The organism is Flavobacterium ustbae (assembly GCF_003946915.1).
In the GTDB taxonomy this organism is placed as follows: domain Bacteria; phylum Bacteroidota; class Bacteroidia; order Flavobacteriales; family Flavobacteriaceae; genus Flavobacterium; species Flavobacterium ustbae.
In genome coordinates, this window is record NZ_RPOC01000015.1 from 72889 (window position 1) to 98573 (window position 25685).

At 37.6% G+C, this 25685-nt stretch carries 11 protein-coding genes; 8 read left to right on the top strand and 3 right to left on the bottom strand.

The features are described from left to right. The first annotated feature begins 9 nt into the window (after nt 1-9). The 8 genes from EG814_RS16625 (at nt 10) to EG814_RS16660 (ending at nt 11616) form a co-directional block, all read left to right on the top strand. Nucleotides 10-1533 (top strand): RagB/SusD family nutrient uptake outer membrane protein, encoded by a 1524-nt coding sequence (locus tag EG814_RS16625; RefSeq protein WP_125723024.1) that lies wholly within the window; start codon nt 10-12, stop codon nt 1531-1533. A 271-nt stretch (nt 1534-1804) separates the two neighbouring features. After that, nucleotides 1805-2935, top strand: a complete 1131-nt coding sequence (locus EG814_RS16630; RefSeq protein WP_125723025.1) for a cellulase family glycosylhydrolase — start codon at nt 1805-1807, stop codon at nt 2933-2935. 423 nt (nt 2936-3358) lie between these two features. After that, the gene (locus EG814_RS16635) at nt 3359-4399 is read left to right on the top strand and encodes a glycoside hydrolase family 43 protein (RefSeq protein ID WP_125723026.1); all 1041 of its coding nucleotides are present in this window, start codon (nt 3359-3361) and stop codon (nt 4397-4399) included. Between the two features lie 433 nt (nt 4400-4832). Beyond that, the gene (locus tag EG814_RS16640) at nt 4833-6647 is read left to right on the top strand and encodes a glycoside hydrolase family 2 protein (RefSeq protein ID WP_125723027.1); all 1815 of its coding nucleotides are present in this window, start codon (nt 4833-4835) and stop codon (nt 6645-6647) included. A 664-nt stretch (nt 6648-7311) separates the two neighbouring features. Further along, complete coding sequence (locus EG814_RS16645; protein ID WP_125723028.1) at nt 7312-8334, top strand: glycoside hydrolase family 43 protein; 1023 nt, start codon at nt 7312-7314, stop codon at nt 8332-8334. A gap of 217 nt (nt 8335-8551) precedes the next feature. Beyond that, the gene (locus tag EG814_RS16650; RefSeq protein ID WP_125723029.1) at nt 8552-9730 is read left to right on the top strand and encodes an aldose epimerase family protein; all 1179 of its coding nucleotides are present in this window, start codon (nt 8552-8554) and stop codon (nt 9728-9730) included. 471 nt (nt 9731-10201) lie between these two features. Continuing rightward, a complete protein-coding gene (locus EG814_RS16655; RefSeq protein WP_125723030.1) occupies nt 10202-11176 on the top strand; it encodes a glycoside hydrolase family 43 protein in 975 nt (324 codons plus the stop codon). A gap of 158 nt (nt 11177-11334) precedes the next feature. Continuing rightward, on the top strand, nt 11335-11616 hold the full coding sequence (locus EG814_RS16660) for a hotdog family protein (RefSeq protein WP_235830998.1): 282 nt from the start codon (nt 11335-11337) through the stop codon (nt 11614-11616). A gap of 285 nt (nt 11617-11901) precedes the next feature. Here the strand turns inward: EG814_RS16660 and EG814_RS16665 are convergent, their stop codons facing one another. From EG814_RS16665 to EG814_RS16675, 3 genes are read right to left on the bottom strand one after another with little or no spacing between them, the layout of a single operon-like run. Then, entirely contained in the window at nt 11902-13830 is a 1929-nt protein-coding gene (locus EG814_RS16665) for an OmpA family protein (protein ID WP_125723031.1), read from the bottom strand. An 11-nt stretch (nt 13831-13841) separates the two neighbouring features. Continuing rightward, entirely contained in the window at nt 13842-14765 is a 924-nt protein-coding gene (locus EG814_RS16670) for a PorP/SprF family type IX secretion system membrane protein (protein WP_125723032.1), read from the bottom strand. Between the two features lie 55 nt (nt 14766-14820). Continuing rightward, entirely contained in the window at nt 14821-25635 is a 10815-nt protein-coding gene (locus tag EG814_RS16675) for a PKD domain-containing protein (protein WP_125723033.1), read from the bottom strand. Nucleotides 25636-25685: the final 50 nt, after the last annotated feature.

Here is a 25685-nt window from a genome sequence, read left to right on the forward strand (position 1 = left end):
AACAGCGTAATGAAAAAAATAATAATTATAACAGCAGCTTTTTTAGGCCTTGTTTTTACCGCTTGTGAAAATGAATTGGATCTGAATAGCCCAAATGATATCACAGTAGATCAATACTGGAAAACGGAAAGTGATGCACAAGCCGGTGTAAACTCCATTTATGCCATGTTTTATAAAGATGGATTGTGGGCAAGATGGATTTATTTTCGTCTAGATCTTACTTCAGATGAAGGTTATAGTGTCAGCCCGTGGACAGAATTGGCCGATTGGACAAGATTCAATTACATCAATTATAATTTTTGGGAAGGAAATGCCGTAACATGGAGAGATACTTACAAAGCTATTTTTAGATGTAATCAGGTTTTAGCGAATGTTCCGAATATTACTTTTCAAAATGAAGAGGATAAAAAGAAAGTTATAGCGCAGGCTAAATTTTTTAGAGCCTTGCATTATTACTATGCAGCGGTAATTTGGGAAGATGTTCCGTTGGTTTTAGAGCCTTCTACGCCAGCAGATTTGCCACAGCAAAAAAAGGTAGCAGAAATCTGGGCTCAAGTAGAAAAAGATTTAAACGAAGCCTTTGAAGATTTGCCAAGAGATTGGGCAGCAGACCAGTTGGGAAGACCAGATAAAGGTGCCGCAAAAGCTTTTCTTGCAAAAACATATATGCAGCAACGCAAATGGCCAGAAGCAAAAACAGCTTTGGAATACTTGATTACAGGTGCTGGAGCTAAATATTCTTTAGTTTCTAATTATAGAGACAACTTTACAGATGTAAATGAGAATAACGGCGAATCTGTTTTTGAAATTCAGTTTGGAGACCAAAGAAAAGGAGGAACCGACGAAGCACAAAATGCTGCAGTTTCTAGTAACCGTTCTCAATTTTTTGCGCCTAGAGGAATTGGCTGGTCAGACGGACAAGCTCGTCTATGGTTAGTAAATGCCTTTAAACAAGAAAAAAATAAAGAGGGCAATCTGGATGTTCGTTTAAGATGGACCTTGTATTATCCGCAGTTATTGGCCGATTTTGGAGATAAAACCTACGGCAGAGATTGGGAATGGAATAATGATGAGGCTTGGTTTAGAAAAGGAAGCCGTGATTACTACAGAAATAATGAAGACTATTACAATCAAGTAAATTACCGACTGGTTCGTTATGCTGATATTTTATTACGCTACGCCGAAGTTTTAAACGAAACAGGAAATACAGCTGCGGCATACCAATATGTAGATATGGTAAGAGCTCGTGTAAACATGAATACATTGGCTGTCGCACATCCTGAAATTGGAAACGATCATGACAAATTCTTAGAGCGTTTGAAAACGGAAAGAGTTTTAGAATTGGCCGGAGAAAGTGTTCGATGGGAAGATTTAAAACGTTGGGGAGATTTAGATACTCAAGCTTCTGTAGATAAAATTGCACTTCGCGATCCAGATTTTAAAAACTTCACAGTTGGTAAAAATCACAGAATGCCAATTCCGCAAAGCGATGTAGATAATAATCCAAATCTAGATCAGAACTCTGGATATTAAAAAATAGCTGCGTGTGAAAATTTAAACACATAGAAACGTAGATTTTTAGGATGCTTAAAAGGTAAAAATAAGAAAGCTCGCTTTCTCACATAGAAATCTATGTGAATTTAAACCAAGTGAAACGCCTTTTTACAAACAAAGACAAGCTATGATTCTATGTGTTTAAAAAAAACACTCAGCAAATTAAAGCCTATTTACTAAGGAATCGGAAAGCACCAAATTCCGATTCCTTTAATCACCAAAGAACATATGTTCTAAAATAAAACCTAAAATGAGAAATATAAAATTGTATCTGACCCTAGTGTTAGCAGGACTTGTATTGTTTAGCTGTAAAAAAAGTAAACGTGAAATCTGGACAAAAGATCAGGCCAATAAATGGTATGCAGAACAGCCTTGGTTAGTAGGGGCAAATTATTCTCCTAGCACAGCTATAAATCAGTTAGAGATGTGGCAGGAAGATACTTTTGATCCTAACAGAATCGATCAGGAATTGGGCTGGGCAGAAGATTTAGGCATGAACGTAATGCGTGTTTATCTTCATGATTTATTGCATCAGCAAGATCCAAAGGGATTATACAAACGCATGGATACTTTCTTAGAAATTGCAGATAAACATCATATTAAAACGCTTTTTGTCTTGTTTGATTCCTGCTGGGATCCGTTTCCTGCTTTAGGCAAACAGCGTGCGCCAAAACCTCATACACATAATTCAGGCTGGATGCAAAGTCCTGGGCAAAAAGTATTGCAGGATACAACACAATATCCTCGTCTAGAAAAATATGTAAAAGAAACCGTTGCTAAATTTAAAGATGATAACCGTATTCTAGGTTGGGATGTTTGGAACGAACCCGATAATATGACGGGCCCATCTTACGAAAAAGTAGAAATTAAAAACAAAGTCAATTTGATTCTGCCACTTTTAAAAAATGTTTTTGTATGGGCAAGAGAAAGTCATCCTTCGCAACCATTAACTTCTGGGGTTTGGGTAGGAGACTGGAGCGATGAAGCTAAAATGGCGCCAATGCACAAAATGCAAATAGAGCAGTCTGATGTTATTTCTTTCCATAACTATGACAAACCACAGGATTTTGAAAGAGTTATCAAACAACTAAAACGTTATGGAAAACCATTAATCTGTACAGAATATATGGCTAGACCAAACGGTAGCACTTTTGAAAGTTTTCTGCCAATTGCGAGAAAATACAACGTAGGCATGATCAATTGGGGATTTGTAGACGGAAAAACACAAACCAAATATGCTTGGGATAGTTGGACTAAAACCTATACAGCAGAGCCAGAACTCTGGTTTCATGATGTGTTGCATACCGATGGAACACCTTACATAAAAGCAGAAACGGATTTGATTAAGAAAATGACTTCTGAAGCGAATAAAAAGAATTAGAGAATGTGTCAATTTGATAATTAGATAATTTTTTAGCCACAGATTAAAAGGATTATAAAGATTTTTTTTCTGAAGCTATACAAAACATAGCCTAAGGTACACAATGAATTGGCATCTTGAGCTATGTAAAAAACACATAAAAGTGTCAGAAAGATTTTTAAACATCATAGAAACATAGCTTTTTGGGCTGCATAAAAGGCATTTTATCAATAATAAAGCACATAGCTATGCGTAAAGCTTAAAACCATAGCCCAAGGTTTCAACCTTGGGTACACAGAATAGGTAATTTCATTGCGTACCCAAGGTTGAAACCTTGGGCTATGGTTGAAAAAGAATTAAAATGATAATCCTTTTAATCTGTTAAAAAATTAGCGAAAATTAGTGTAATTCGTAGCAAAACAAAATATTTTAATCTCAAGTAAGATGAAAAAAAATAAAATAAAACAGTTTTTTTTATTGACGGCAATAATGATCGGTTTTTCTGCAAATGCCCAGCAGCCTGATCCTCCGGGACAAGTGAAAGGAAATGAAAAGCCTAAAAACGAAGCCTATCTTTTTGCGCACATGACGCACAATGATTATGGAAGATTGTATTATTCTGTGAGTTTGGACGGACTTCATTGGGAAAATTTAAATAGCGGAAAACGAGTTTTTGAAGACTATAAAGGACATCCTGACATTTGTAAAGGCCCTGATGGAAAATATTACATTGCAGGAAATACAGGAGATGATGCGAAAGCAATAAATATCTGGGTTTCGGATGATTTGATTACTTGGAAAAAACATTCGGATTATACACCAGATTTAAAGAGTACACCTGATTATTCTAACGCTTTACAGCGAATTGGCGCTCCAAAACTCTATTACGACGAACCATCTGCAAAGTTCATCATGACTTGGCACACGCCACATTTGGAAGGAACTAAAGAAGACGGAGAACGTTATTGGGCTAGTCAGCGAACATTATATGTTTTGTCTAAAGATTTAAAAACATTCGAAGGAACACCAAAACGTTTATTTGATTGGGATATGGGGACTATAGATGTCTTTATTCGTAAAGTCGGCGATTCCTACTACGCCGTGATTAAAGATGAAACTTACCCAACTTTGTATTGGACTACAGGAAAAACCATCCGAATCGCCAAATCAAAAAATCTTTTAGGCCCTTATTCTTTGCCCCAGCAATCTATAAGTCCAAATTTTAGAGAAGCGCCAATGCTAGTGCCTTCTCCAGATGATAAAATATGGTACATGTATTACGAACAATATCCAGGTGTTTCGTACGGATTATCAATCGCAGATAACCTAAACGGACCTTGGTACCAAGCCTCAGGTTACACTTTTTTTTCCGATTGGGACAAATACAGCCTTCCAGAAAAAGTACGCCACGGCTGTATGATTACAATCTCTAAAAAAGAATACGACAATTTGGTGAAGAAATTCGGCTTGACCGAGAAAAAATAAAAGTTTTAAACCATATAAGTCATGTAAGTTCATATTAAAGTTTTTTTGCTTAAAAATCAAAACTTATATGCTCTTAGTGCAGTTTTAAGCGACAGCTACACTAAAATAGACTTATATGACTTTATATGGTTCAATAAAAAAGAATTGGTTAGTTAAGTTAGTTTAGTTCTGTAATTATCGGGCTTATGTGGAGATAAGCCCGGTAATTCATTTTGATTAGAAAACATCACAGAAATTATTTAACCATATAAGCCATATAAGTTCATATTAAATTTTGTGTTGACCGATTTTCAAATCTTATATGCTCTTGGCAGTCTTTAAACTAAAATGACCTTAAATGACTTATATGGTTTTATTTAACCAAATAAGCTAACTGCTACTTAAACTAAAATGACCTTACATGACTTATATGGTTTTAAAAAAAAATAGAAAGATGAAAAGAAAAAGTATCCTTTTTTTAGCCTTGTTTTCAATGTTTGCAGTAAATGCGCAATGGAAACCGCAAGGCGATAAAATCAAAACCAAATGGGTAGAGCAAGTAGACCCGAAGAAACCTTTGCCAGAATATCCACGTCCGATTATGGAAAGAAAAGACTGGAAAAACCTAAACGGTTTATGGAAATATGCCATTCAGGAAGTCGGAAAAGAAGCCCCTTTAAAATACGACGGACAGATTTTGGTTCCATTTGCGGCAGAATCAAGCTTGTCTGGAGTAATGAAAGAAGTGGGGGCTAAAAACGAACTTTGGTATGAAACCACTTTTTCGATTGAATCTAGTTGGAAGCGAAAAAACATTCTGCTGCATTTTGGTGCGGTCGACTGGAAAACAGAGGTTTTTGTTAATGATATAAAAGTTGGCACGCATACGGGAGGCTACACACCATTTTCGTTTGATATTACGCCCTTTATCAAAAAAGGAAGCAATCAGAAATTGGTTGTAAAAGTTTGGGATCCATCAAACGATGGTCCGCAGCCAAGAGGAAAACAAGTTAAAACCCCTGAAGGAATCTGGTATACTCCCGTAACTGGAATTTGGCAAACCGTTTGGATTGAACCTGTAAACGCTAAAAGTATTGTTTCGTTACACACAAATCCCAATATAGATCAAAATTCCATCAGCATAAAAGCAGATGTTTCGGGAGCAGAAAAAGGAGATTGGGTAGAAATAGCTGTTTTTGATAACGGAAAAGAAATTAAGAAACAAAAAGCTATTGTAGGCGAAAGCAATGATATCGTTCTAAATGCACCCAAATTGTGGTCGCCTGAGAGTCCTTTTTTATATCAGACTAAAATTCGCTTAATCAGTAAAAATAAAGTGGCAGATGAGGTGAAAAGTTATTTTGCCATGCGTAAAATTTCGTCTAAACGAGATGATAACGGCATTATGAGAATGCAGCTGAATAATAAAGACTATTTCCAATTCGGACCTTTGGATCAAGGCTGGTGGCCAGACGGATTATATACTGCACCAACAGATGAAGCTTTAAAGTATGATATCATTAAAACGAAAGAATTAGGGTTTAATATGATTCGTAAACATGTAAAAGTCGAACCAGAACGCTGGTATACACATTGTGATCAGTTAGGGATTTTGGTTTGGCAGGATATGCCAAGCGGAGACGAACAGCCAATTTGGCAAAATAGAGAATATTTTGAAGGAACGGAATTGAGGCGTTCGCCAAAATCGGAAGAAATCTACAGGAAAGAATGGAAAGAGATAATGGATCATCTGTATTCTTATCCAAGTATTGTCGTTTGGGTTCCGTTTAACGAAGCATGGGGACAATTTAAAACGGTAGAAATTACCGAATGGACTAAAAACTATGATCCAAGCCGATTAACGAATTCGGCAAGCGGAGGAAATCACTTTCAAGCAGGAGATATTATAGATTTACACAACTATCCAGGACCAGAAATGTATTTGTATGATGCTAGACGAGTTACCGTTCTAGGCGAATATGGTGGAATAGGTCTTCCGCTAGAAGGACATTTGTGGAGAGCAAATGACAACTGGGGTTACATTAAATTTAAAAATGAAGGAGAAGTTACCGCCGAATACGTAAAGTACGCGGAAACGCTTCAAAAATACGTTAAAACAGGATTCTCGGCTGCAGTCTACACTCAGACAACAGATGTGGAAGGCGAGGTAAACGGTTTTATGACCTATGATAGAAAAATCGATAAAATGGATTTTAAAGCGGTGAATAAAATTAATACTGCGGTTATTAACGCTTTGAATCAGAAATAAGTTTTGTTTTCTCTCGCTCCCGATAGTTATCGGGATGGCAATTAGCAGATAAAAAAACCAGCGGGCGAAAAAAATTAAACACATAGTAACATAGATTTTTTTAAACGCAAAAAAAGACTTTAGAAAAGAAACTAGTCACTAACACCTAGCTTTGAGGACATAGCCCAAGGTTTCAACCTTGGGTACGCAACGTAAACATAACGTGATTCACAATACGTTTCCCAAGGTTGAAACCTTTGGCTATGTTTGCAAAATGTAGGTATAAGAAATAATTTTTGTTTTCTCTCGCTCCCGATAGTTATCGGGATGGCAATTAGCAGATAAAAAATCAGCGGGCGAAAAAAATTAAATCCATAGAAACATAGATTTTTTTAAACGCAAAAAAGGAGCTCAGGAAAGAAACTAGTTTCTAACACATAGCTTTGAGGACATAGCCCAAGGTTTCAACCTTGAGTACGCAACGTAAACATAACGTGATTCACAATACGTTTCCCAAAGTTGAAACCTTGGGCTATGTTTGCAAAAATGTAGATATAAGTGACTTTTACAGAGATACAAGACTGAAGATTGGCTTTATGTTTATTTTAAAGAAGTGTAACACCTTTTGCAGACAAAGAAGAGCTATGTTCTATGTGTTAAAGGAATCAAGTAAAAAAAATAAAAAATGAAAAAACACCTAATTCTTTTCCTGCTTACAACAATAAGTTTTGCGCAGCAGAAAACCTTCACAAACCCAATTTTGCCGTCGGGAGCAGATCCTTACAGTACGTATTACAAAGGATATTATTACTATACCAATACGTTGGGAAACCGTTTGGTTTTGTGGAAAACAAAAGACCTTTCGGATATTAAAAATGCAGAAAGCAAAGTGATTTGGACACCTCCCGAAAACACCAATTATTCGGCTGAAATATGGGCGCCAGAGTTTCATATCATCAAAGGGAAATGGTATTGTTATTTTGCGGCAGATAATGGCGATAATAACAATCACCGAATGTATGTTTTAGAAAATAAATCATCAGATCCATTTAAGGGTAATTTTGAGTTTAAGGGAAAAATAGCCGCTAAAACTGATAAATGGGCAATTGACGGAAATGTTTTTGAATATAAGAAACAATTGTACATGATTTGGGCAGGATGGGAAGGAGATACCAACGGACAGCAGAATATTTACATTGCTAAAATGAAAAATCCGCTTGAAATTGAGGGAGATCGTGTTATGATTTCTGCACCAACAAATGATTGGGAAACACATGGAGCATTGCATGATGATGTAAATCCGCCGCAGGTAAATGTGAATGAAGGCCCTCAGTTTTTAGAAAGAAACGGTAAAATTTTCATTGTTTTTTCTGCGAGTGGCTGCTGGACAGATTTTTATGCTTTAGGACTATTATCGTTTAAAGGCGATGATGATTTGCTAGATCCAAAAGCATGGGAAAAAGCTCCAGAACCGATCTTTAAACAATCTGCGAAAAACAAAGTATATGCTCCTGGACATAATTCGTTTTTTAAATCTCCTGACGGAAAAGAAGACTGGATTTTATATCATGCCAATTCAAATCCAGGAGAAGGTTGTGGCAATAAAAGATCGCCAAGAATGCAGAAAATTGATTGGGATACCAACGGATTTCCTGTTTTAGGCGAACCAGTAAGTGAAGGAACTCAATTGGCAATTCCTTCAAAATAATGAAAACTTTAAACATTGGAAGAAATTATTTAACACATAGAAACATAACTCTTGGGAACGCATTAGAGGCGTTTCACTAAGAATAATACAGATAGTACTATGATTAAGCTTGCTTTTTCTCTGAGATCAGACAAGAGAAATAAAAACTATGTTTCTATGTGTTTAAATTAAATTTTATTCAATTGACCTAATAGGTAAACTTTTAATATTCAAGAAAATGAAAAATATTTACAGAGTTGCAGTTTTGCTTATAGTTCTTTTTCAATTGAGCTGTAAAGACAGCAAAAAAGAAAAAGACGCTTTAAAAGAAAAAGCTGAAATCAAAAAAGATTCGGTAAAAACTGTTTTAAATCCTAAAAGCTTTGACACCATCATTGACGGTAAAAAAGTCAGTTTGTACTGGATCGAAAATAAAGGCATAAAAGCAGCTTTTACCAATTATGGTGGGCGATTAGTAGGTTTGTGGGTAGCAGATAAAAATGGAAAACAAACCGATGTTGTAGTTGGAATGAATAGCGTAAAAGGCTTTAAAAACTCCACAGAGCCTTATTTTGGAGCTACCATTGGGAGAGTTGGCAACAGAGTTGCATTAGGTAAATTTACCCTTGAAGGAAAGCAATATCAAATTCCGCTTAACAACGGAAAAAATGCATTGCATGGCGGTGTAAAAGGCTTTCAATATATAGTTTGGAATGCTGAAAAGAAAGATGAAAAGACTTTGATTTTTACGTACCTATCTCCAGATAACGAACAAGGTTTTCCTGGAAATCTTAAAGTAAAAGTGACCTATACGCTTACAAATGACAAAACCGTAAAAATGGAGTATGAAGCCACTACGGACAAAACGACAATTGTAAATCTAACGAATCACGCTTTTTTTAATTTGAATGGAGAAGGAAGTGGAACAATTTTAAATCACCAATTACAGATTTACGGAGACCGATTTACACCAGTTGATGAAGGTTTGATTCCGACAGGAAAACTAGAATCGGTGAAAAATACTCCGTTCGATTTTACGTCAATGCATACTATTGGCGAAAGGATTGAAACTAAAAATGAACAGCTGAAATTTGGAAAAGGATATGATCATAATTATGTGCTGAATTCTGTTAAAAAAAACGGCTTTATACATGCTGCAACTATTAAAGGAGATGTTTCAGGTGTTACTTTAGATGTTTACACAGAAGAACCTGGACTTCAATTTTATAGCGGAAACTTTATGCAGAGTCAAAACACCTTTAAATCAGGAGTGAAGGATGATTTTAGAACCGCTTTTGCCTTAGAAACGCAGCATTTTCCAGATGCTCCAAATCAGCCAAAATTTCCTTCTATTGTTTTGAAACCGGGAGCTAAATATCACACGGTTTCTTTGTATAAATTTTCCGTTGGCAATTAATATTGTGTGGAGATTTTTACCGCAAAGCGCAAAGAGTTTACGTAATCCCGAAGCTTCGGGACGCAAAGTTTTTGTTAATTAAGGTCGAAAAGGTATTTGTAGAGGCGCACAGCAGTGCGTCTCACGTAAAGTGAATCCGCAAATGTAATTGTAGAGACGCACAGCAGTGCGCCTACGTAAAGTAGAGATTATAGAATTTAATGTAAAAATTTGCCTTTTAGGATCGCAAAAAAATGACAAGATAGGAGCGTGAGGATTGTCTATTTTGGAAGAAACAAAAATCAGATTTTTATCAAAAGGAAAACGAAAATAGTTTTGCGAATTTTATAAAATGATTTCTGCTGAAATTAAGGGATAAAAACAATAAAATTGATGCAAAAAGCTACTATAGTTTTTGTCTATATTGTAGTGTTAACTATTTAATTGTTAGTAAATAAAATTATTTTAATTCAATTAAAAAATTAATTAAAAATGAAAAAATATTTTAGCATGGTCAGCCTGCTTTTTTTCTTTGTTTGCTGCTCGCAAGAGAAAGAAAATAAGGCAAAAGCGAGTTCAGAAACCGCTCCAATTTTATTAGCGGATCCGACCATTTTTTATGAAAATGGAGTTTATTATTTGTATGGAACAACAAGTGGAGATTTTCCTAATGGAGAAGGTTTTCAAGTATACACTTCATCAGATTTAAATAATTGGAAAGGTCCGATTGGTAATCAAAATGGTTTGGCATTAAAAAAAGGAGACGCTTTTGGAACAAAAGGATTTTGGGCTCCTCAGATTTTTAAATTCAACGGAAAATATCAAATTATTTATACCGCCGATGAGAATATTGCGATTGCAAGTAGTGATAGCCCGTTAGGGCCATTTAAAAACGATTCTAAAGCTCCAATGTTTAATTTGGGCAAACAGATCGATCCCTTTGTTTTTGTTGATCAGGACGGCAAAAAATACCTTTATCACGTGCGTTTAACAAACGGAAACCGAATTTTTGTTGCAGAACTAAAAGAAGATATGTCTGGAATCAAAGAAGAAACGCTTAAAGAATGCATTTCTGGATTGCTTCCTTGGGAGAATACACAAAACGTACCATGGCCTGTAACAGAAGGGCCAACAGTGCTAAAACACAATGATTTGTATTATTTGATTTATTCTGCAAATGATTTTAGAAATCCAGATTATGCGGTAGGGTATGCAACCGCCAAAAGTCCGTATGGACCGTGGGAAAAAGCAGCAGAAAGTCCAATAATCAGTCGTAAAAATGTTGGAATAAATGGAATTGGGCATGGCGATGTTTTTTACGATAAAAATGGAAAAATGAAATATGTGCTTCACACACACTATAGCAATTCGGGTGTTTCTCCAAGAAAAGCAGGAATTATTGATATCGATTTTGAAGGAAATAAAATCAAAGCAGATGCTAAAAGTTTTGTCTTATTGAAAGAATAGAACTTAGTGATTTTAGAGTTTGGTAACTTGAAAAGAGATGCTTGTGCATCTCTTTTTTATTTGATAATTCAGGAATCTATTAATAATTTAATAGAGATATAATTTAAAACGTTGCTTAATTCCCTTCAGATTCGTACATTGTTGCAAATTAAACAGACATGACTAAAAAAATAGAAGATTTAATTCCGCATAGAGCTCCGTTTCTCTTTGTTGATGAAATTATTTCTTATACAACGGAATCAATTATTGGCTTAAAGACGTTTACAGAAAAAGATGCCTGGCTTCAGGGCAGTTTCCCAGATTTTAATTTTGTGCCTGGAACTATTTTAATCGAAGCGATGGCACAATGCGGAGGCGCGGGGATAAAGCTTTTAGGAATCGCAGACGGGGTTTTTGGATTAGTAAGTCTAGATAAAGTGGAGTTTTTTTGGTGGTGTTGAGTTCAATAAACTCGTTAAATTTGTGGTGAAAAATATCCGCACAAGCGAAAAAATTATTAAGCAGTCGGGTGAAGCTTTTGATGAAGATAGACTGATTATGAAAGGAGAATGGATGTGTGTGAAGCTTCAGTGAGAGAATTAGCGAATTAGATATTTAGGGGGTTAGAGAATATAGAATAGAGAATATAGAATATAGAATATAGAATATAGAATAGAAGATACAGACACTGGCTTGTGTTGGAATTTAAACAAAAAAGCGTCCTAGGGATTTTCTAGGACGCTTTTTTACATTTTAGTAATGATGAATTCGCTTCTTCGATTGATTTGATGTTGCGCTTCTGTACACGGAACTCCGTTGGAGCAATTGTTGATTAATTGTGTTTCGCCATAACCAATTGCGCTTTCAATTCGTTCTGAAGCTACTCCTTGTGAAATCAAGTAATCTCTGGTAGCTTTAGCTCTTCTGTCAGACAATTCCAAGTTGTATTGGTCGTTGGCTCTTGAGTCTGTATGGGATTCAATTTTAATTACAATTGTATTATACTGATGCATTAAGAGAACTATCTTATTTAATTCTATTGCAGCATCATATCGAATTTCTGATTTGTCTAAATCAAAGAAAATAATTCCGATTTTAATTTTTAAAATCCCATTTTCATTTACAATCAAAGAAGGCGATAATCCGATTGGGACTTCGGTTTTTCCAGAGCTTTTTGCTGTTGCAAAAGTTTTAGAATTAACCGTAAAATTATCTTTTAATGCTTCAACAGTATAAGTAGCGCCACAATCTAAGGTTTTCGTAAACTCGTAACCGCCATCCATCAGCGACACCGTTTCGTCGATTTTAAGGCCATTTTCATTTTTTAAGGTTAGGATTGCTCCAGCAAGTCTTTTGTTTGAAATAGCGTCAAATATATAGCCTTTTATAGTCTGGTTGCAGGTACGTTCAAATGAATAGATGTCATCATCACCTTTTCCGGTTTTTCTGTTCGAACAAACAAAACCTCGATTGGTTTCTTCATTTACAATAAAAGCAAAATCATCTCTGCTGCTGTTCAATGGCGCGCCAAGATTGGAAGGTTCTTCAAATAGATTTTCATTTATTCGGCTTTCAAAAACATCAAGCCCTCCTAAACCTAAAAATCCGTCTGAAGCAAAATATAATGCCTCATCGGTAATGTACGGAAACATTTCACGTCCGGTTGTATTTACTTTTTCGCCCAAATTTCTCGGATTAGAAAATTGATTATTGCCCAATATGTCTACTACAAAAATATCGGTTGAACCAATTGTTCCCGGCATATCTGAAACAAAATATAGTTTTTTGCCGTCTTTGCTCACAGAAGGATGTCCGACAGAGTAATTATCGCTGTTAAAGGGAAGTTCTTTAACCTCTTTCCACGAAATGGTTCCGTTACTGTTTTCTACTGCGGTGGCAGAGAAAATCTTTAGATTATTAATTCCTTTGCTGTCGCGTTTTAGTTTTCCGTTGTAATTATTACGGGTAAAATAAATTGTTTTTTCGTCGGGCGAAAATGCCACACAGGCTTCGTGGTATTGCGTGGTAATATCTTTGCCGAACTTTTCTTTAAAAGTGACATTGGATTGCGTTTCGCTAATTTTTCCCAATTGCATATTAAGATAAGGCTGATCGTTCCAGCCGTATTTGTTTGTTTTTACATACGAAGAATCGATTGTTGTAGAGTACACTAAATCGCCTTTATAAAACATAGGGCCAAAATCGGAATATGCTGAATTGATTTCTAGATTTTCTAATACAAATGATGGTTTTATATTTTCAATATCTTCTAAAGTCAGATTTTTGAGCGAATAGTTCTGTGCTCGAACATCAGATGTTTTTTGTTTTGCTGCAAAAGCTTTCATCCATTTTTTTGCCAGCTCATAATTCTGAATTCCTTGTAAAGACTGAGCATAACGAAATAAATATTCGGGTGCGACTTCATTAGGATACTCTGCAATTAGTTTTCCATACCATTTAGCGGCTCTAGACATTTGAGTATTAAAATAATGAGCATCACCAATGCGTTGCAGCATTTCTTTAGAACTATCACCGCTGTTTATAGAAATTTCATATGATTTTGCCGCTTCGATATAGTACATTTTATCAAAAAGCGCATCGGCAGTTTTGTTTTTGGTCTGCGAAAAAGTCATTTGAATGACTAGCAGTGCGAGTATAGTAATTGTTCTTTTCATAGACGATCGTATTAAAAGAATCTTGGAGATTTAAGTCCTTTCTTGCGGTTAACCAATTCAAAACGAAGCACAATTTCATGGGTGCCGCTGTTATAATTATTAAGCTGTGTCGTGGTATAATCATAGGAATATCCGACCATGAACATTGGTGAAATCTGTATTCCGGCTAATGCGCTTACAGAGTCAGAAGTTCGATAAGCGGCTCCTAATGTAAAAGCATTATTAAACATAAAATTGGCTGAGAAATCGGCGATAATGGGTGCTCCTGATACATATTTTACTAGAACCGCGGGTTTGAATTTGGTATGAGCCGAAAGATCAAAAACAATTCCCCCGATTAAATAAACATGTATTCTTTCATTGACAAGATCTTCTCCGATATCATCATAAGTATAGCGCTCTCTTGTCATGAAATTCGGAACCGAAAGTCCGATATAATCTCGTTCTCCGTGCCAGTATAATCCAGCGCCAACAACAGGAAGAAATTTATTGATGATATTTTCTCTAAACTGCGCATCGGGATCGCGATAACTTCCTTTAGACCAATCGATATTGAGAACACGTCCGCCTCCTTTAACACCAAATGATAGTTTGTGCGTTTGGCTAGATTGAATGGTATATGAGAAATTGGCATCTAAATACTGTTCTTCTGTTGGGCCGATTTCTTCATTAACAATCGAAATTCCTAATCCCAAATTTTTAGCAATTGGGGTATCTAGAGAGAAACTCTGTGTGTCTGGCGCGCCTTCCATTCCTACCCATTGTGTTCTTAAAAGTCCTGTAATAGTTAGATGTCCTAATGAACCTGCGTAAGCCGAGTTTACGGTCATTGTGTTATACATATACTGCGTGTACTGCGGATCCTGCTGTGCCATCGCTCCGCAAACGGTGAGCATTGTTATTATCGCTAAACCCTTTTTTATATTTTTAATCATAGCCAATTCTTATTTTGGTTAATCTTGATTCTTAATTTGAAGTGTTCTAATGATTTTATTTTAAATAAAGCCATCCTGAGGTTTTTTTAGAACCGTCGCCTAGATCAAGAATATAGAAATAGGTGCCTTCAGGAAGGGTTTTGGCAGATCCGTCTGCTTTGCCGTCCCATGTATTATCATAGCCTTTTTTATAGTAAACCAAATTACCCCAGCGGTTAAAAATTTCCAATTGATTGTCTGGATATTGCTCGATACAGTCAATATAAAAAGTATCATTCTGCCCATCATCGTTTGGAGAAAATTCGTTGTAGATTTTAAAACAACTTGCTTTTACACTTGCGCTGTCCTGATTGTTACTTGAATTAGTATCAATCTGGTCTAATTTGGTTAAATGAGCTGTGTTGAGATAATCATTAAAATCAACCACCTTTACTGTGATGTTTAAGGTTTGTGAGGTTCCTCCATTTATGGATGGAATGATCCAAATTCCCGTAGAAGCGTTGTAGCTGCCAGATGTTGCAGTCGAACTTACAAACGAATAGCCTTTTGGAAGAATGTCCTGAACCTCTACATTTGTTGCGGTTAGTGTGCCTAAATTATCTGCTGTAATGGTAAAAACGACTTCACTGTTCATAGGAACATCGGTTTTATCAACGTCTTTGTTTATGGCAATATCAGTTGACGGAACAGTAATAAATTCTGAATCTTCGTCATCTTCGCTCTGATCTCCGTTGTCATTATTAGGTGTAGAATCAGGATCAAATTGATTGCTGGCGGTAACCTGAGCGATATTTTTGTAATCTTCAGCTTCAAGACCTTCAGGAGCGACCACTGTAGCATTGTAATTCAATGTAATACCTCCGACAGGAACGGTTAAGTTTACCCATTTTATTGTATTCAGACTGAATATTCCTCCGTTGTTAATGTTTGTAATATTTCGAAGCCCAAGCGGAATTACATCTTCAACTGCGACTCCGGTTGCTGTAACAGGTCCTTCATTGTCAATTTGAAGCGTATAGGTTACAATTTCTCCGACGTTTGCATTTTGATTGCTTACGGTTTTATTTAGGCTTAAATCGGATGAGTTTACTGTAATTGTTAAACTATCGTAATCGTCTTCTGTGGTAACGCCATTGTTTGGTGTAGAATCTGGATCGGGTAAGTTACTAGCTGTAATCTCGGTTATATTGGTATATTCTCCAGTTTGACCAGTTGGCGGATTTACACGTACATAAATTTGAAGCGTTTGTGTAGCTCCAGAATTGATAACTCCAGTATTCCAGTCACCGGTTACAAAGTTGTACACACCGCTGGTTGCAGTATAAGTCAGGTAGGTAAATCCGGCAGGAAGCAGATCTTTTACCATAACGCCACTCGCATTGCCTGGGCCATAGTTGGTTACGGTAACTTCAAAAATGATATTTCCTCCAACATCAAATGTTGTATTACCGCTCAGTGTTCTTTTATTGATAGACAAATCGGCCTGAACAATTACCGGTGTTACCGAAATACTGTCATAATCGTCTTCTGTTGTAATCCCGTTTCCTGGCGTACTATTAGGGTCAAGCTGATCAGAAGTGATAATTTCGGCTGTATTCAAATATTCGTTGGCGGATCCGGTTGGTGCTTTCACAAAAACATTTAAGATCAAAGTATGACTGTTTCCAGGAAGTATGATTCCGGGTGTCCATTCGCCGGTAATAGCATTATAATTGCCAGAAGTGGCATTGTAAAATATAAAATCGTAACCAGGAGGCAGTATGTCTTTTATAGTAACTCCCGTTGCGGCACTTGGTCCCGAATTACTTACTGTGATCGAAAATGAAATCTGTGAACCGACATTTGGCGTAAGCTCATTGTTTACTACGGTTTTTTCTATCGAAAGGTCAGCGACTTCAGCAACAGGGCTAAGGAATACTGATCCCATATCATCTTCACCTTCGACACCGTTATTTGGTGTACTGTCGGGATCAAATTCGTTAGAAGTAAAAACTTCAGCAACATTTCGATAATCGCCTGTTTTATTAACCTTAACAGTTATGATCAAAGTTTCTGTTCTGCCGCTTGGTACGGTTCCGACCTCCCAAATACCCGTATCGAAGAAATAAATTCCGGTACTAGAACTGTATATAACATATTCGTAACCACTTGGCAAAAGGTCTCTTATAGTCACTCCAGTTGCGGCTTGTGGACCTTCATTTTTTAAAATTAATTCAAAAGCAATCGTTGTACCAAATATAGGGCTGAAATTACGACCGATCAATCCTTTTGTAAGCGATAAATCGGCTACTGGTAAGGTTGGTATAACAGTTACGGTTCCATAATCATCCTCTGTTGCGATTCCGTTGTTTGGAGTAGAATCAGGATCAGGAACATCACTTGCCGTAACTTCGGCAATATTGGTATAATTTCCTGAAGCATTTACCGTTGCCAAAATCTGTAAAGTCTGAGAGTCTCCATTTGCCAGTGAACCTATTGTCCATTTGCCAGTTGTATTGTTATAAGTTCCTTTTGTAGCGGTAAAACTATTAAAACTATAACCATCTGGAAGCAGGTCTGTAACCTCGACTCCTGTTGTATTTTGTGGACCGTTGTTGGTGACAATAATTTCAAAAGTAACATTGCTTTCAATTAACGGAGTTGCATTATTGACTGTTTTAGTCAAAGATAAATCTGCAGCTTGTCCAATTGGAGTAGTTACGGCCGATGCATAGTCATTTTCGGTTATAATGCTATTTCCGGGTGTTGAGTTAGGATCGGGAAGTAAACTTGCAGTAACTTCTGCAATGTTTTGATAATTGCCTGAAGGATTTACAATTGCAGTAATTTGTAAAACCTGAGAATCGCCATTAGTAAATGAACCAATATTCCAAACACCCGTTAAGGCATTATATGTACCTTTTGTAGTGTTATAACTGCTAAAAGTATATCCAGAAGGTAATAAATCGGTAACGGTTACACCAGATGTGTTCTGCGGGCCATTATTAGAAGCTATAATTTCGAAAATGACACTTGATCCAACTAAAGGTGTTGCGTTATTCACTGTTTTTGTTAGAGCCAAGTCAGCCGATTGTGCATTTGGAGTTATAGTTGCAGATGCATAATCATCTTCTGTTGTAACTCCATTGTTTGGCGTTGAATTAGGGTCGGGAAGGGAAGTTGCGGTTACTTCGGCAGTATTCACGTAATCTCCTGTCGGATTAACAGTTGCTGAAATTTGCACCGTATGCGAACCTCCGTTTGTTAATGAGCCAACTGTCCATAAACCATTTGTGCTATTGTAAGTTCCGATTGTTGAACTGTAGGCATCGAAAGTATAACCGCTCGGAAGTAAATCTGTAACAGTTATGCCCGTTGCATCCTGCGGCCCATTATTGGTCACAACAATTTCAAAGGTTACAGTAGAACCCACCAAAGGTGTTGCATTGCTTACGGTTTTGGTTAAAGATAAATCGGCAGCTTGTGCAATTGGCGTAATTATAGCTTCTGCATAATCATTTTCTGTTGCAATTCCGTTTGCAGGAGTCGAATTAGGGTCTGGGAGCGAACTTGCGGTAACTTCGGCAGTATTTAAATAATTTCCTGTTGGATTTACAATGGCTAGAATCTGCAATGTTTCTGATTTTCCATTCACTAAGTTTCCGATAGTCCAAATACCATTTATTGGATTGTATGTTCCGGTTGAAATAGTAAAGTTGGAGTAGGTGTATCCAGAAGGCAATAAATCGGTTACGATCACTCCGGCAGTATCTTGCGGACCATTATTGGTAACTATAACTTCAAAAGTCACAGTAGAACCCACCAAAGGTGTTGCATTGCTTACGGTTTTGGTTAAGGATAAATCGGCAGCTTGTGCAATTGGTGTTGTTGTGGCTGTTGCATAATCATCTTCTGTTGTAACTCCGTTATTTGGAGTAGAATCAGGATCAGGTAGATCACTTGCTATAATTTCAGCAATATTCAAATAATCTCCTGTTGGATTTACGGTAGCTGTAAGCTGTAGGGTTTCAGATTTTCCATTTACAATATTAGCCAGTGTCCAAACTCCCGTTACAGGATTGTAAGTTCCTGTTGAAATGGTGAAACTTTCATAAGTGTATCCGGAAGGCAATAGTTCGACCAATTCAACTCCTGTATTGTCTTGCGGTCCGTTATTGGTTATTACAACTTCAAAAGTTACTTGAGAACCTACCAAAGGAGTTGGGTTATTGACTGTTTTAGTCAGAGATAAATCTGAAGACTGAACTATTGGTGTTACAGTTGCTGTACCGTAATCGTCTTCTGTTGGCACACCATTGTTTGGAGTAGAATTAGGATCGGGTAAATCGCTCGCTGTAATTTCTGTAATATTAAGATAATCTCCAGAAGGATTTACGGTTGCTATTATTTGTAAAGTTTCTGCTTTTCCAGTTACGATATTTCCAAGAATCCATAGTCCAGTAGCTGGATTGTATGTTCCTGTTGAAATGGTATATTCGTTAAAAGTATAACCAGAAGGGAGTAAATCGGTAACCTGAATTCCTGTATTGTCCTGTGGCCCGTTATTGGTTACAACAATTTCAAAAGTAACTCTGGAACCTATTAAAGGAGTGGAATTATTAACGGTTTTAGTTAAAGATAAATCTGATGAAATAGGTACAGGATTTGTTGTTGCTGTAGCATAATCATCTTCTGTTGCAACCCCATTATTAGGAGTTGAATCAGGATCTAATGTGTCGCTGTTGGTTACTTCGGTTATGTTTGTATAATCCCCCGTTGGATTAACATAGGCATTTATTTGTAAAGTTTCAGATTCGGTATTTCTCAATATATCCAGTGACCAGATACCTGTAGTGCTGTCATAAGTTCCGCTTGTAGCATTAAAATTGAAATAGGTGTAGCCTGAAGGGAGTAAGTCTGTTACTTCGACAAAAGCAGCGTCCTGAGGGCCACTGTTTGTGGTAATAATGTGAAAAGTAACCAGTGAGCCTACTAATGGCGTAGTATTGCTTACTGTTTTTGTTAATGACAAATCTGCAAGAGGCTGAACAGGAGTAAGAAGAATACCATCTTCATCGTCTTCACTTTGATCTCCATCATCGTTATTTGGTGTCGAATCGGGATCAGGAAGATCACTGGCAGTAACTTGCGTGGTATTAAAATAATTTCCAGTTGGAAGTACCCTTGCATTAATAATTAGAGATGCTGAAGCTCCGTTATTTAATGGGCTCACTTGCCAAATTCCGGTGCTGTAATCATAAATACCATCTGTTGAACTATAATTGATGAATTGATAGCCTGATGGTAACAAATCTGTAATTTCTGTTAGCGAGACATTATTTGGGCCATCATTTCTCACAATTAATTCAAAGGAAACAGTACTTCCTATTGCAGGTGAAGTATTCCCGTCTACAACACTTTTTGTTAGCGATAAATCGGCAGAAGGACCAATAAAAATAATTTGGACATTAGATTCGTCGTCTTCACTCTGATCTCCGTCATCGTTATTTGGGGTTGAATCTGGATCTAATAAATCACTTGCAGTAACTTGAGCGGTATTTAGATAACTTCCTGTTGGATTTACCGTGGCTTTAAAAGTAAGATTTAAGTTTGCTCCATTAGCCAATGAGATGTTTTTCCAGTCTACTGCGGCATTTGCCACTTGATAAGTTCCTCCGTTTGAAACAGAACCAGGGAGTAAAGTATATCCGACTGGGATAATATCTTGAACAGCTACTCCTGTTGCATTTCCAGGGCCATTGTTGAGTAAATTAAGTGTAAAATCGACTACATCACCCGCTTTTGCTGACAATGGGGAAACAGATTTTGTAAGTTCTAAATCGGCAAGTTTTAAATTTACAGTTGCACTGCTCATATCGTCTTCTGGCAATCCATTTCCTGGAGTACTGTCAGGGTCAATTTGGTTTGCAGTTCTAACTTCAGCAGTATTTACATAATTTGCCGCTGGGGCTACATTTACTTTGGCAGTAATCTGAAGTGCAATAGAATTTCCATTATTTAAATTTCCGATTGTCCAAACCCCAGTTGTTCTATTATATTTGCCTCCACCATTGTCACTAACATAAGTATAACCAGAAGGTAATTGTTCTGAAACCGTAATTCCAGAAGCATTATTTGGTCCGCTGTTCGTAACTCTAATCGTGAAAATTACGTTATCACCAATGCTAACCGTAGTTGGCGATACCGTCTTTTGAAGCGATAAATCGGCCACATCTAATATAATTGTAGTGTCATCCTGATCATCTTCAGCAGCGTTTTGGTTATTTGGCGAACTATCGGGATCGTATTGGTCCGATGCAATAACTTCGGCAACATTAACATAAGAACCTGTTGATCTAATAGTTGCCTTAAATGTCAGATTTCTTGTTCCTCCATTTGGAACGGTAAGATTGCTCCAAGTTATGGTATTGTCGCCAGCGTTGTATTGTCCAGCTAAATTGGCAGATCCTGGTACTATAGTATAACCAGTAGGAATATAATCTCGAATAGCAACACCAGTTGCATTAACAGTTCCTCCGAGGGAGTTGTTGTTGTACACTTGTAGATTAAAAGTCACAACATCACCAGCACTTCCGGTCATAGGAGTGACAGATTTATTTAATTCCAAATCAGCTACAGACAGTATTACAAGGGTCATCGTATCTGAAGAAACAGAACAATTACCGTTGGTTACCGTCCATTCTAAGATATAGGTACCCGAAACAGTTCCAGTAATAGCTGTAGTTGGCGAAGTGTCGTCAGAAAATCCTACAGTACTAGGGCCAGAAATTTGTGTCCAAATTCCTGTTCCCACACTTGGTGCTGCTGCGTTCATATTAACAGCAGTAAATTGAGGTACAATTTGGTTTGGACCCGCTTCTGCCGTTGATGGAAGGGCATATATGGTAACCAAAACAGAATCTTCAGAAATACAGCTGTTTGGAGTATTGGTGGTAACAGTCCAAAGAAATTCATATGTTCCAGGAACTAAACCAAGCATTAATGAATTTTCTAAATTTGGAGAGGCAATATTTGCATTGTTCGGTCCAGAAACCTGTGTCCATGTTCCAATTCCAGATGTAACAGCCTGCGCTCCCATAGTAACAGTACTGACATTACATAATTCCTGATCCGGCCCGGCATCTGCAACCGATGGAGGAGTGTCATTGAAAGTAATTGCTACAGTATCAGATGAAGGCTGACAAAGAGATGGATTAGTAAAGGGGCCATTGGTAACTGTCCAAGTTAAAACATAAGTACCCAGGTCTGTGATATTTGATAAAGTGGTAACCGGACTGTTTGGGCTGTCAATGATTGCATTTCCGCCTGAAGGATCAGTTGTAAAAGACCATGTTCCAATTCCTACAGTAGGAGGCACTGCAGCCGTTTTGTAAGTGGTCTGACATGCTATAGTGTCATCTGGTCCAGCATTAGCAGTGCTTGGTGCGGCAAACATTTCGATACGCACAATATCAGACAAAGTTCGGCAGCTAGTGCTTTCGAATACCCATTCTAAAATATATAATCCAGGAACAGTTAGGTTAGAAACAGTAGTTTTTGGAGCACTTGGTGTATCTATAACTGCAACACTTCCTGTAGGTTGATAAACAAAACGCCATTCTGAGACTGCAACATCGGCAGGAGGAATATTTCCGTCCAGAGTTGTACTGCCGCCAACATCGCTAATACATAAATTTTGATCTGCTCCAGCATCGGGATCTATACTAGCACCACTATAAACTTCAACATTTAATGAATCTGAGGATCCGGGGCATGTACTGCCGTCTGGAAAAGTTGTTGAGGTCGTAGTGTACGTAAACACATAATTGTTTCCTGGAACAACAGTTGCATTGGCAATATAACTGTTAGAAGGAGATTGTGTAATTACAACAGCAGCTGCATTTCCGGTCGTACTGGTAAGAGACCAAATTCCTGTCGAATTTTCGTTTGCAACCAGCTGTACACTAGTTACGTCACAATAAGATTGGTCGGCACCAGCATTGGCAGTTGGTGTTACAACTACTGTGACATCATCAAAACTTCCAGAACACAAAAAGATACTTTTGGCGCTTATTGTCCATCTAAAAACATAAGTACCCGCTACTAATCCGTTAATTACAGTATTTGGATTTGAAGGATCGACTATAGTAGGCTGATTAGGAGCACCAGTAAGTACAGACCATTGTCCTAATTCAAAAAAGCTGTCATAGGCATTTCCTGCCATTGTCACACTTGTACTATCGCACACATTTTGATCTGGTCCTGCTACAGCTGGTTTTGGAGGAATTCCTATTGTCAGGTTAATATCGTCAAATGCTTGACCGCAAACATTGGCGTCTACAGTCCAGCGAAAGATATAATAACCGCTAAAATTAAAGGTAAATACAGCATTTGGATCATGAATATCACTTATGGTATATTGACCAACACCAGAAATCCTAGTCCAAGTGCCAATTGCACCACCACTGCTTGTAGCTGCCATTGTAATCGTATTTCCACAGATTTCCTGATCTGGGCCTGCATTAGCACTAGGAGGTGTTTCGGCAATTGTTACAGAAACGCTGCTTGAGCTCGATATACAATTTCGTAATAACGGAGTTATAGTCCAAGTAAATTCATAAGTTCCGTTTCCGGGAACTGTTACCAGAGTATTAGGATCTGTATTGTCCGCAAAAACAACACCTGTAGAAGGCGTTACAGTCCATTCTCCTGCTTCTACCAATGTTGGAGTGTTACCGCTAAGGTTAAATGAATTTACACCAGAAGAATAACAGGCATCTGGTCCTGCGTCTGCGCTTGAAGCGGCTGTACTGGAATTTGTTATAATATTTACAGTATCGGAAACCGAAAGGCTACAGGAAGGCCCCGGATGTAAATAATTGATAGTCCATTGCAATTCATAAAGTGAAGCTCCTGTACTAAAACCACTGGCAACCGCATTCGGATCGTTCACATCTGAAAATGTAATAGTGTCTGGGCCAGAAACCTGACTCCATGTCCCAATTTCACCGCTCTGTGGTGGCTGTGCTGTAAGCGGAACCTGCGAATTTATACAAACTACTTGATTTGTACCAGCATCTGTTGGAGCCAATGAAGTTTCGGATACATATACCGTAACTGTTGCTACCGAAAAGCCGCATGTTGCACCACCGCCTTTTGTGATGTATTGAAAAACGTAGGTTCCTGGAATCAATCCAGAAACAGGTGTGTCTATAGCAAAATTATCTGCAATTACGGCCTGATTTGGTCCCGAAAGCTGACTCCAGAAATGCAGTCCCTCATCGGTACTGACTCCAGAAAGTATTGTACTGGTGTCTCCGCAAGGAAGACTTACATCAGTACCCGCATTAGATGGAGTTGGATCTCCTGAAACTAAAATATTTATTGTGTCAAACCCGTAATCACAGCCCACATTCAAAGAACCATTTTCGCTTCGTATAAATTCTACAGTATAGTCTCCAGAAGCCGTTAAAGTTAGTGTAACCGAACTTCCTACTGATTGCAAGGCAGTTGGAAAAGGTCCGAGTGGAGAACTATCTGGCCCATTAACAATTCTATACTGATTAATACCTTCACCTGTTACAGAAAGCGGAATGGTGAAAACAGTAGCATTACAGCTTCCTACAATATCTTCACCATTATTGGCCACAATTGTTCTGGTGGAACCACTATATTGTATAATATAATCTTTTGTAAAAATACAGCCTGTATTACTATTGGTTAAAGTATAACGAAATCGGTATGGAGCGCCTGCACTTGAAATATTAGTAATCAAAGTCGTAGGGTTTGTAGGAGATACAATCACAGCGCCAGAATCTCCAGAAACTTGAGTCCATTGCACTGTTTCTCCTGCATATAATGGTGTTTGTGCAACAAGTGTAGCTTGTGTTATGCTATTGTCACAAAAATTAATAATTTCATCACCGCCAGGAAGCGTGGTAACATCTTGTGTGGCCGGTGGAACTGTAATAACCACCGTGTCATTACCAGCAGCGCATGGACCAGTAACGGTCCATCTAAAAGTATAGCTTCCCTCCGTAAGATTAGAAACTTGTGTCGTATTAGATGTCGAATTGCTAATTGTAGGTGTATTTGGGCCACTCACAAATGTCCATTGTCCTGATTGTCCATTAAGGCCACAACCTCCGTAAGTTGCTGTTAGGTTGGTGGTTTGAGTAGTAGTATAACAGTTGCTTAAATTCTGATCGGGACCTGCAGATACTGGTTTTACACCACCATAATTGGTAACAGTAATTTGAGATGTTGTTCTACATCGTTGTCCAGGCGCAAATTCTGGTCCTTCAATAACCCATTGTAAGGTGGTAACACCGCATTTTGTCGCCGGAAGCGTTATAGTTGAGGTTGGCAAATTCGGAAAATTAATAACAACACCTGCATCATTGGCGCCTACAATTTCCCAACGGGCAGTTTCACCAGTATTTTGCGGTGCATTTGCAGATATGGTTAAAGTTCCGCTGCTATTTGGACAGCTTGCAATATTTACACCCGCATTTGCCGCTGTAATAGGTTTTACATTCACAACTTTATCCTGATAGGATACAACACCATCAGCACAGGTAGCGCTGTATCTAAATGTATACGTATTATTTCCCGTATACCCCGAAATTGTTGTTGAAGGACTATTTGGTGAATTTATAACCACAGCGGGTCCCGAAATCTGTGTCCATAAAACAGTTCCAATTATAGGAGAAGGTGTGTTTCCTGTTAAAACCAACGCATCTGTTTCGCAAATAGTTACGTTAAGAACTCCTGCGTTTACAGTACAGTTCTGAGCATTGGCTTGAAAATGAGTAAAAGCAAAAAAAAGGAACGCAAAAAATAATTTTTTAAGAGTAACCGGAATTCTCCAAGAAAAGTAAAAGTGTGCCATAAGCTATCAAATAGAAAGGTGGCGCAATAGTGTATAACCACCTTAAATTA

Excerpts from the sequence above, each read along its gene's own strand:
- EG814_RS16665 (WP_125723031.1), bottom strand. The coding sequence starts at position 13,830 with ATGAAAAGAACAATTACTATACTCGCACTGCTAGTCATTCAAATGACT.
- EG814_RS16675 (WP_125723033.1), bottom strand. The coding sequence starts at position 25,635 with ATGGCACACTTTTACTTTTCTTGGAGAATTCCGGTTACTCTTAAAAAA.
- EG814_RS16635 (WP_125723026.1), top strand. The coding sequence starts at position 3,359 with ATGAAAAAAAATAAAATAAAACAGTTTTTTTTATTGACGGCAATAATG.
- EG814_RS16670 (WP_125723032.1), bottom strand. The coding sequence starts at position 14,765 with ATGATTAAAAATATAAAAAAGGGTTTAGCGATAATAACAATGCTCACC.
- EG814_RS16660 (WP_235830998.1), top strand. The coding sequence starts at position 11,335 with ATGACTAAAAAAATAGAAGATTTAATTCCGCATAGAGCTCCGTTTCTC.
- EG814_RS16630 (WP_125723025.1), top strand. The coding sequence starts at position 1,805 with ATGAGAAATATAAAATTGTATCTGACCCTAGTGTTAGCAGGACTTGTA.
- EG814_RS16650 (WP_125723029.1), top strand. The coding sequence starts at position 8,552 with ATGAAAAATATTTACAGAGTTGCAGTTTTGCTTATAGTTCTTTTTCAA.
- EG814_RS16645 (WP_125723028.1), top strand. The coding sequence starts at position 7,312 with ATGAAAAAACACCTAATTCTTTTCCTGCTTACAACAATAAGTTTTGCG.
- EG814_RS16625 (WP_125723024.1), top strand. The coding sequence starts at position 10 with ATGAAAAAAATAATAATTATAACAGCAGCTTTTTTAGGCCTTGTTTTT.
- EG814_RS16640 (WP_125723027.1), top strand. The coding sequence starts at position 4,833 with ATGAAAAGAAAAAGTATCCTTTTTTTAGCCTTGTTTTCAATGTTTGCA.
- EG814_RS16655 (WP_125723030.1), top strand. The coding sequence starts at position 10,202 with ATGAAAAAATATTTTAGCATGGTCAGCCTGCTTTTTTTCTTTGTTTGC.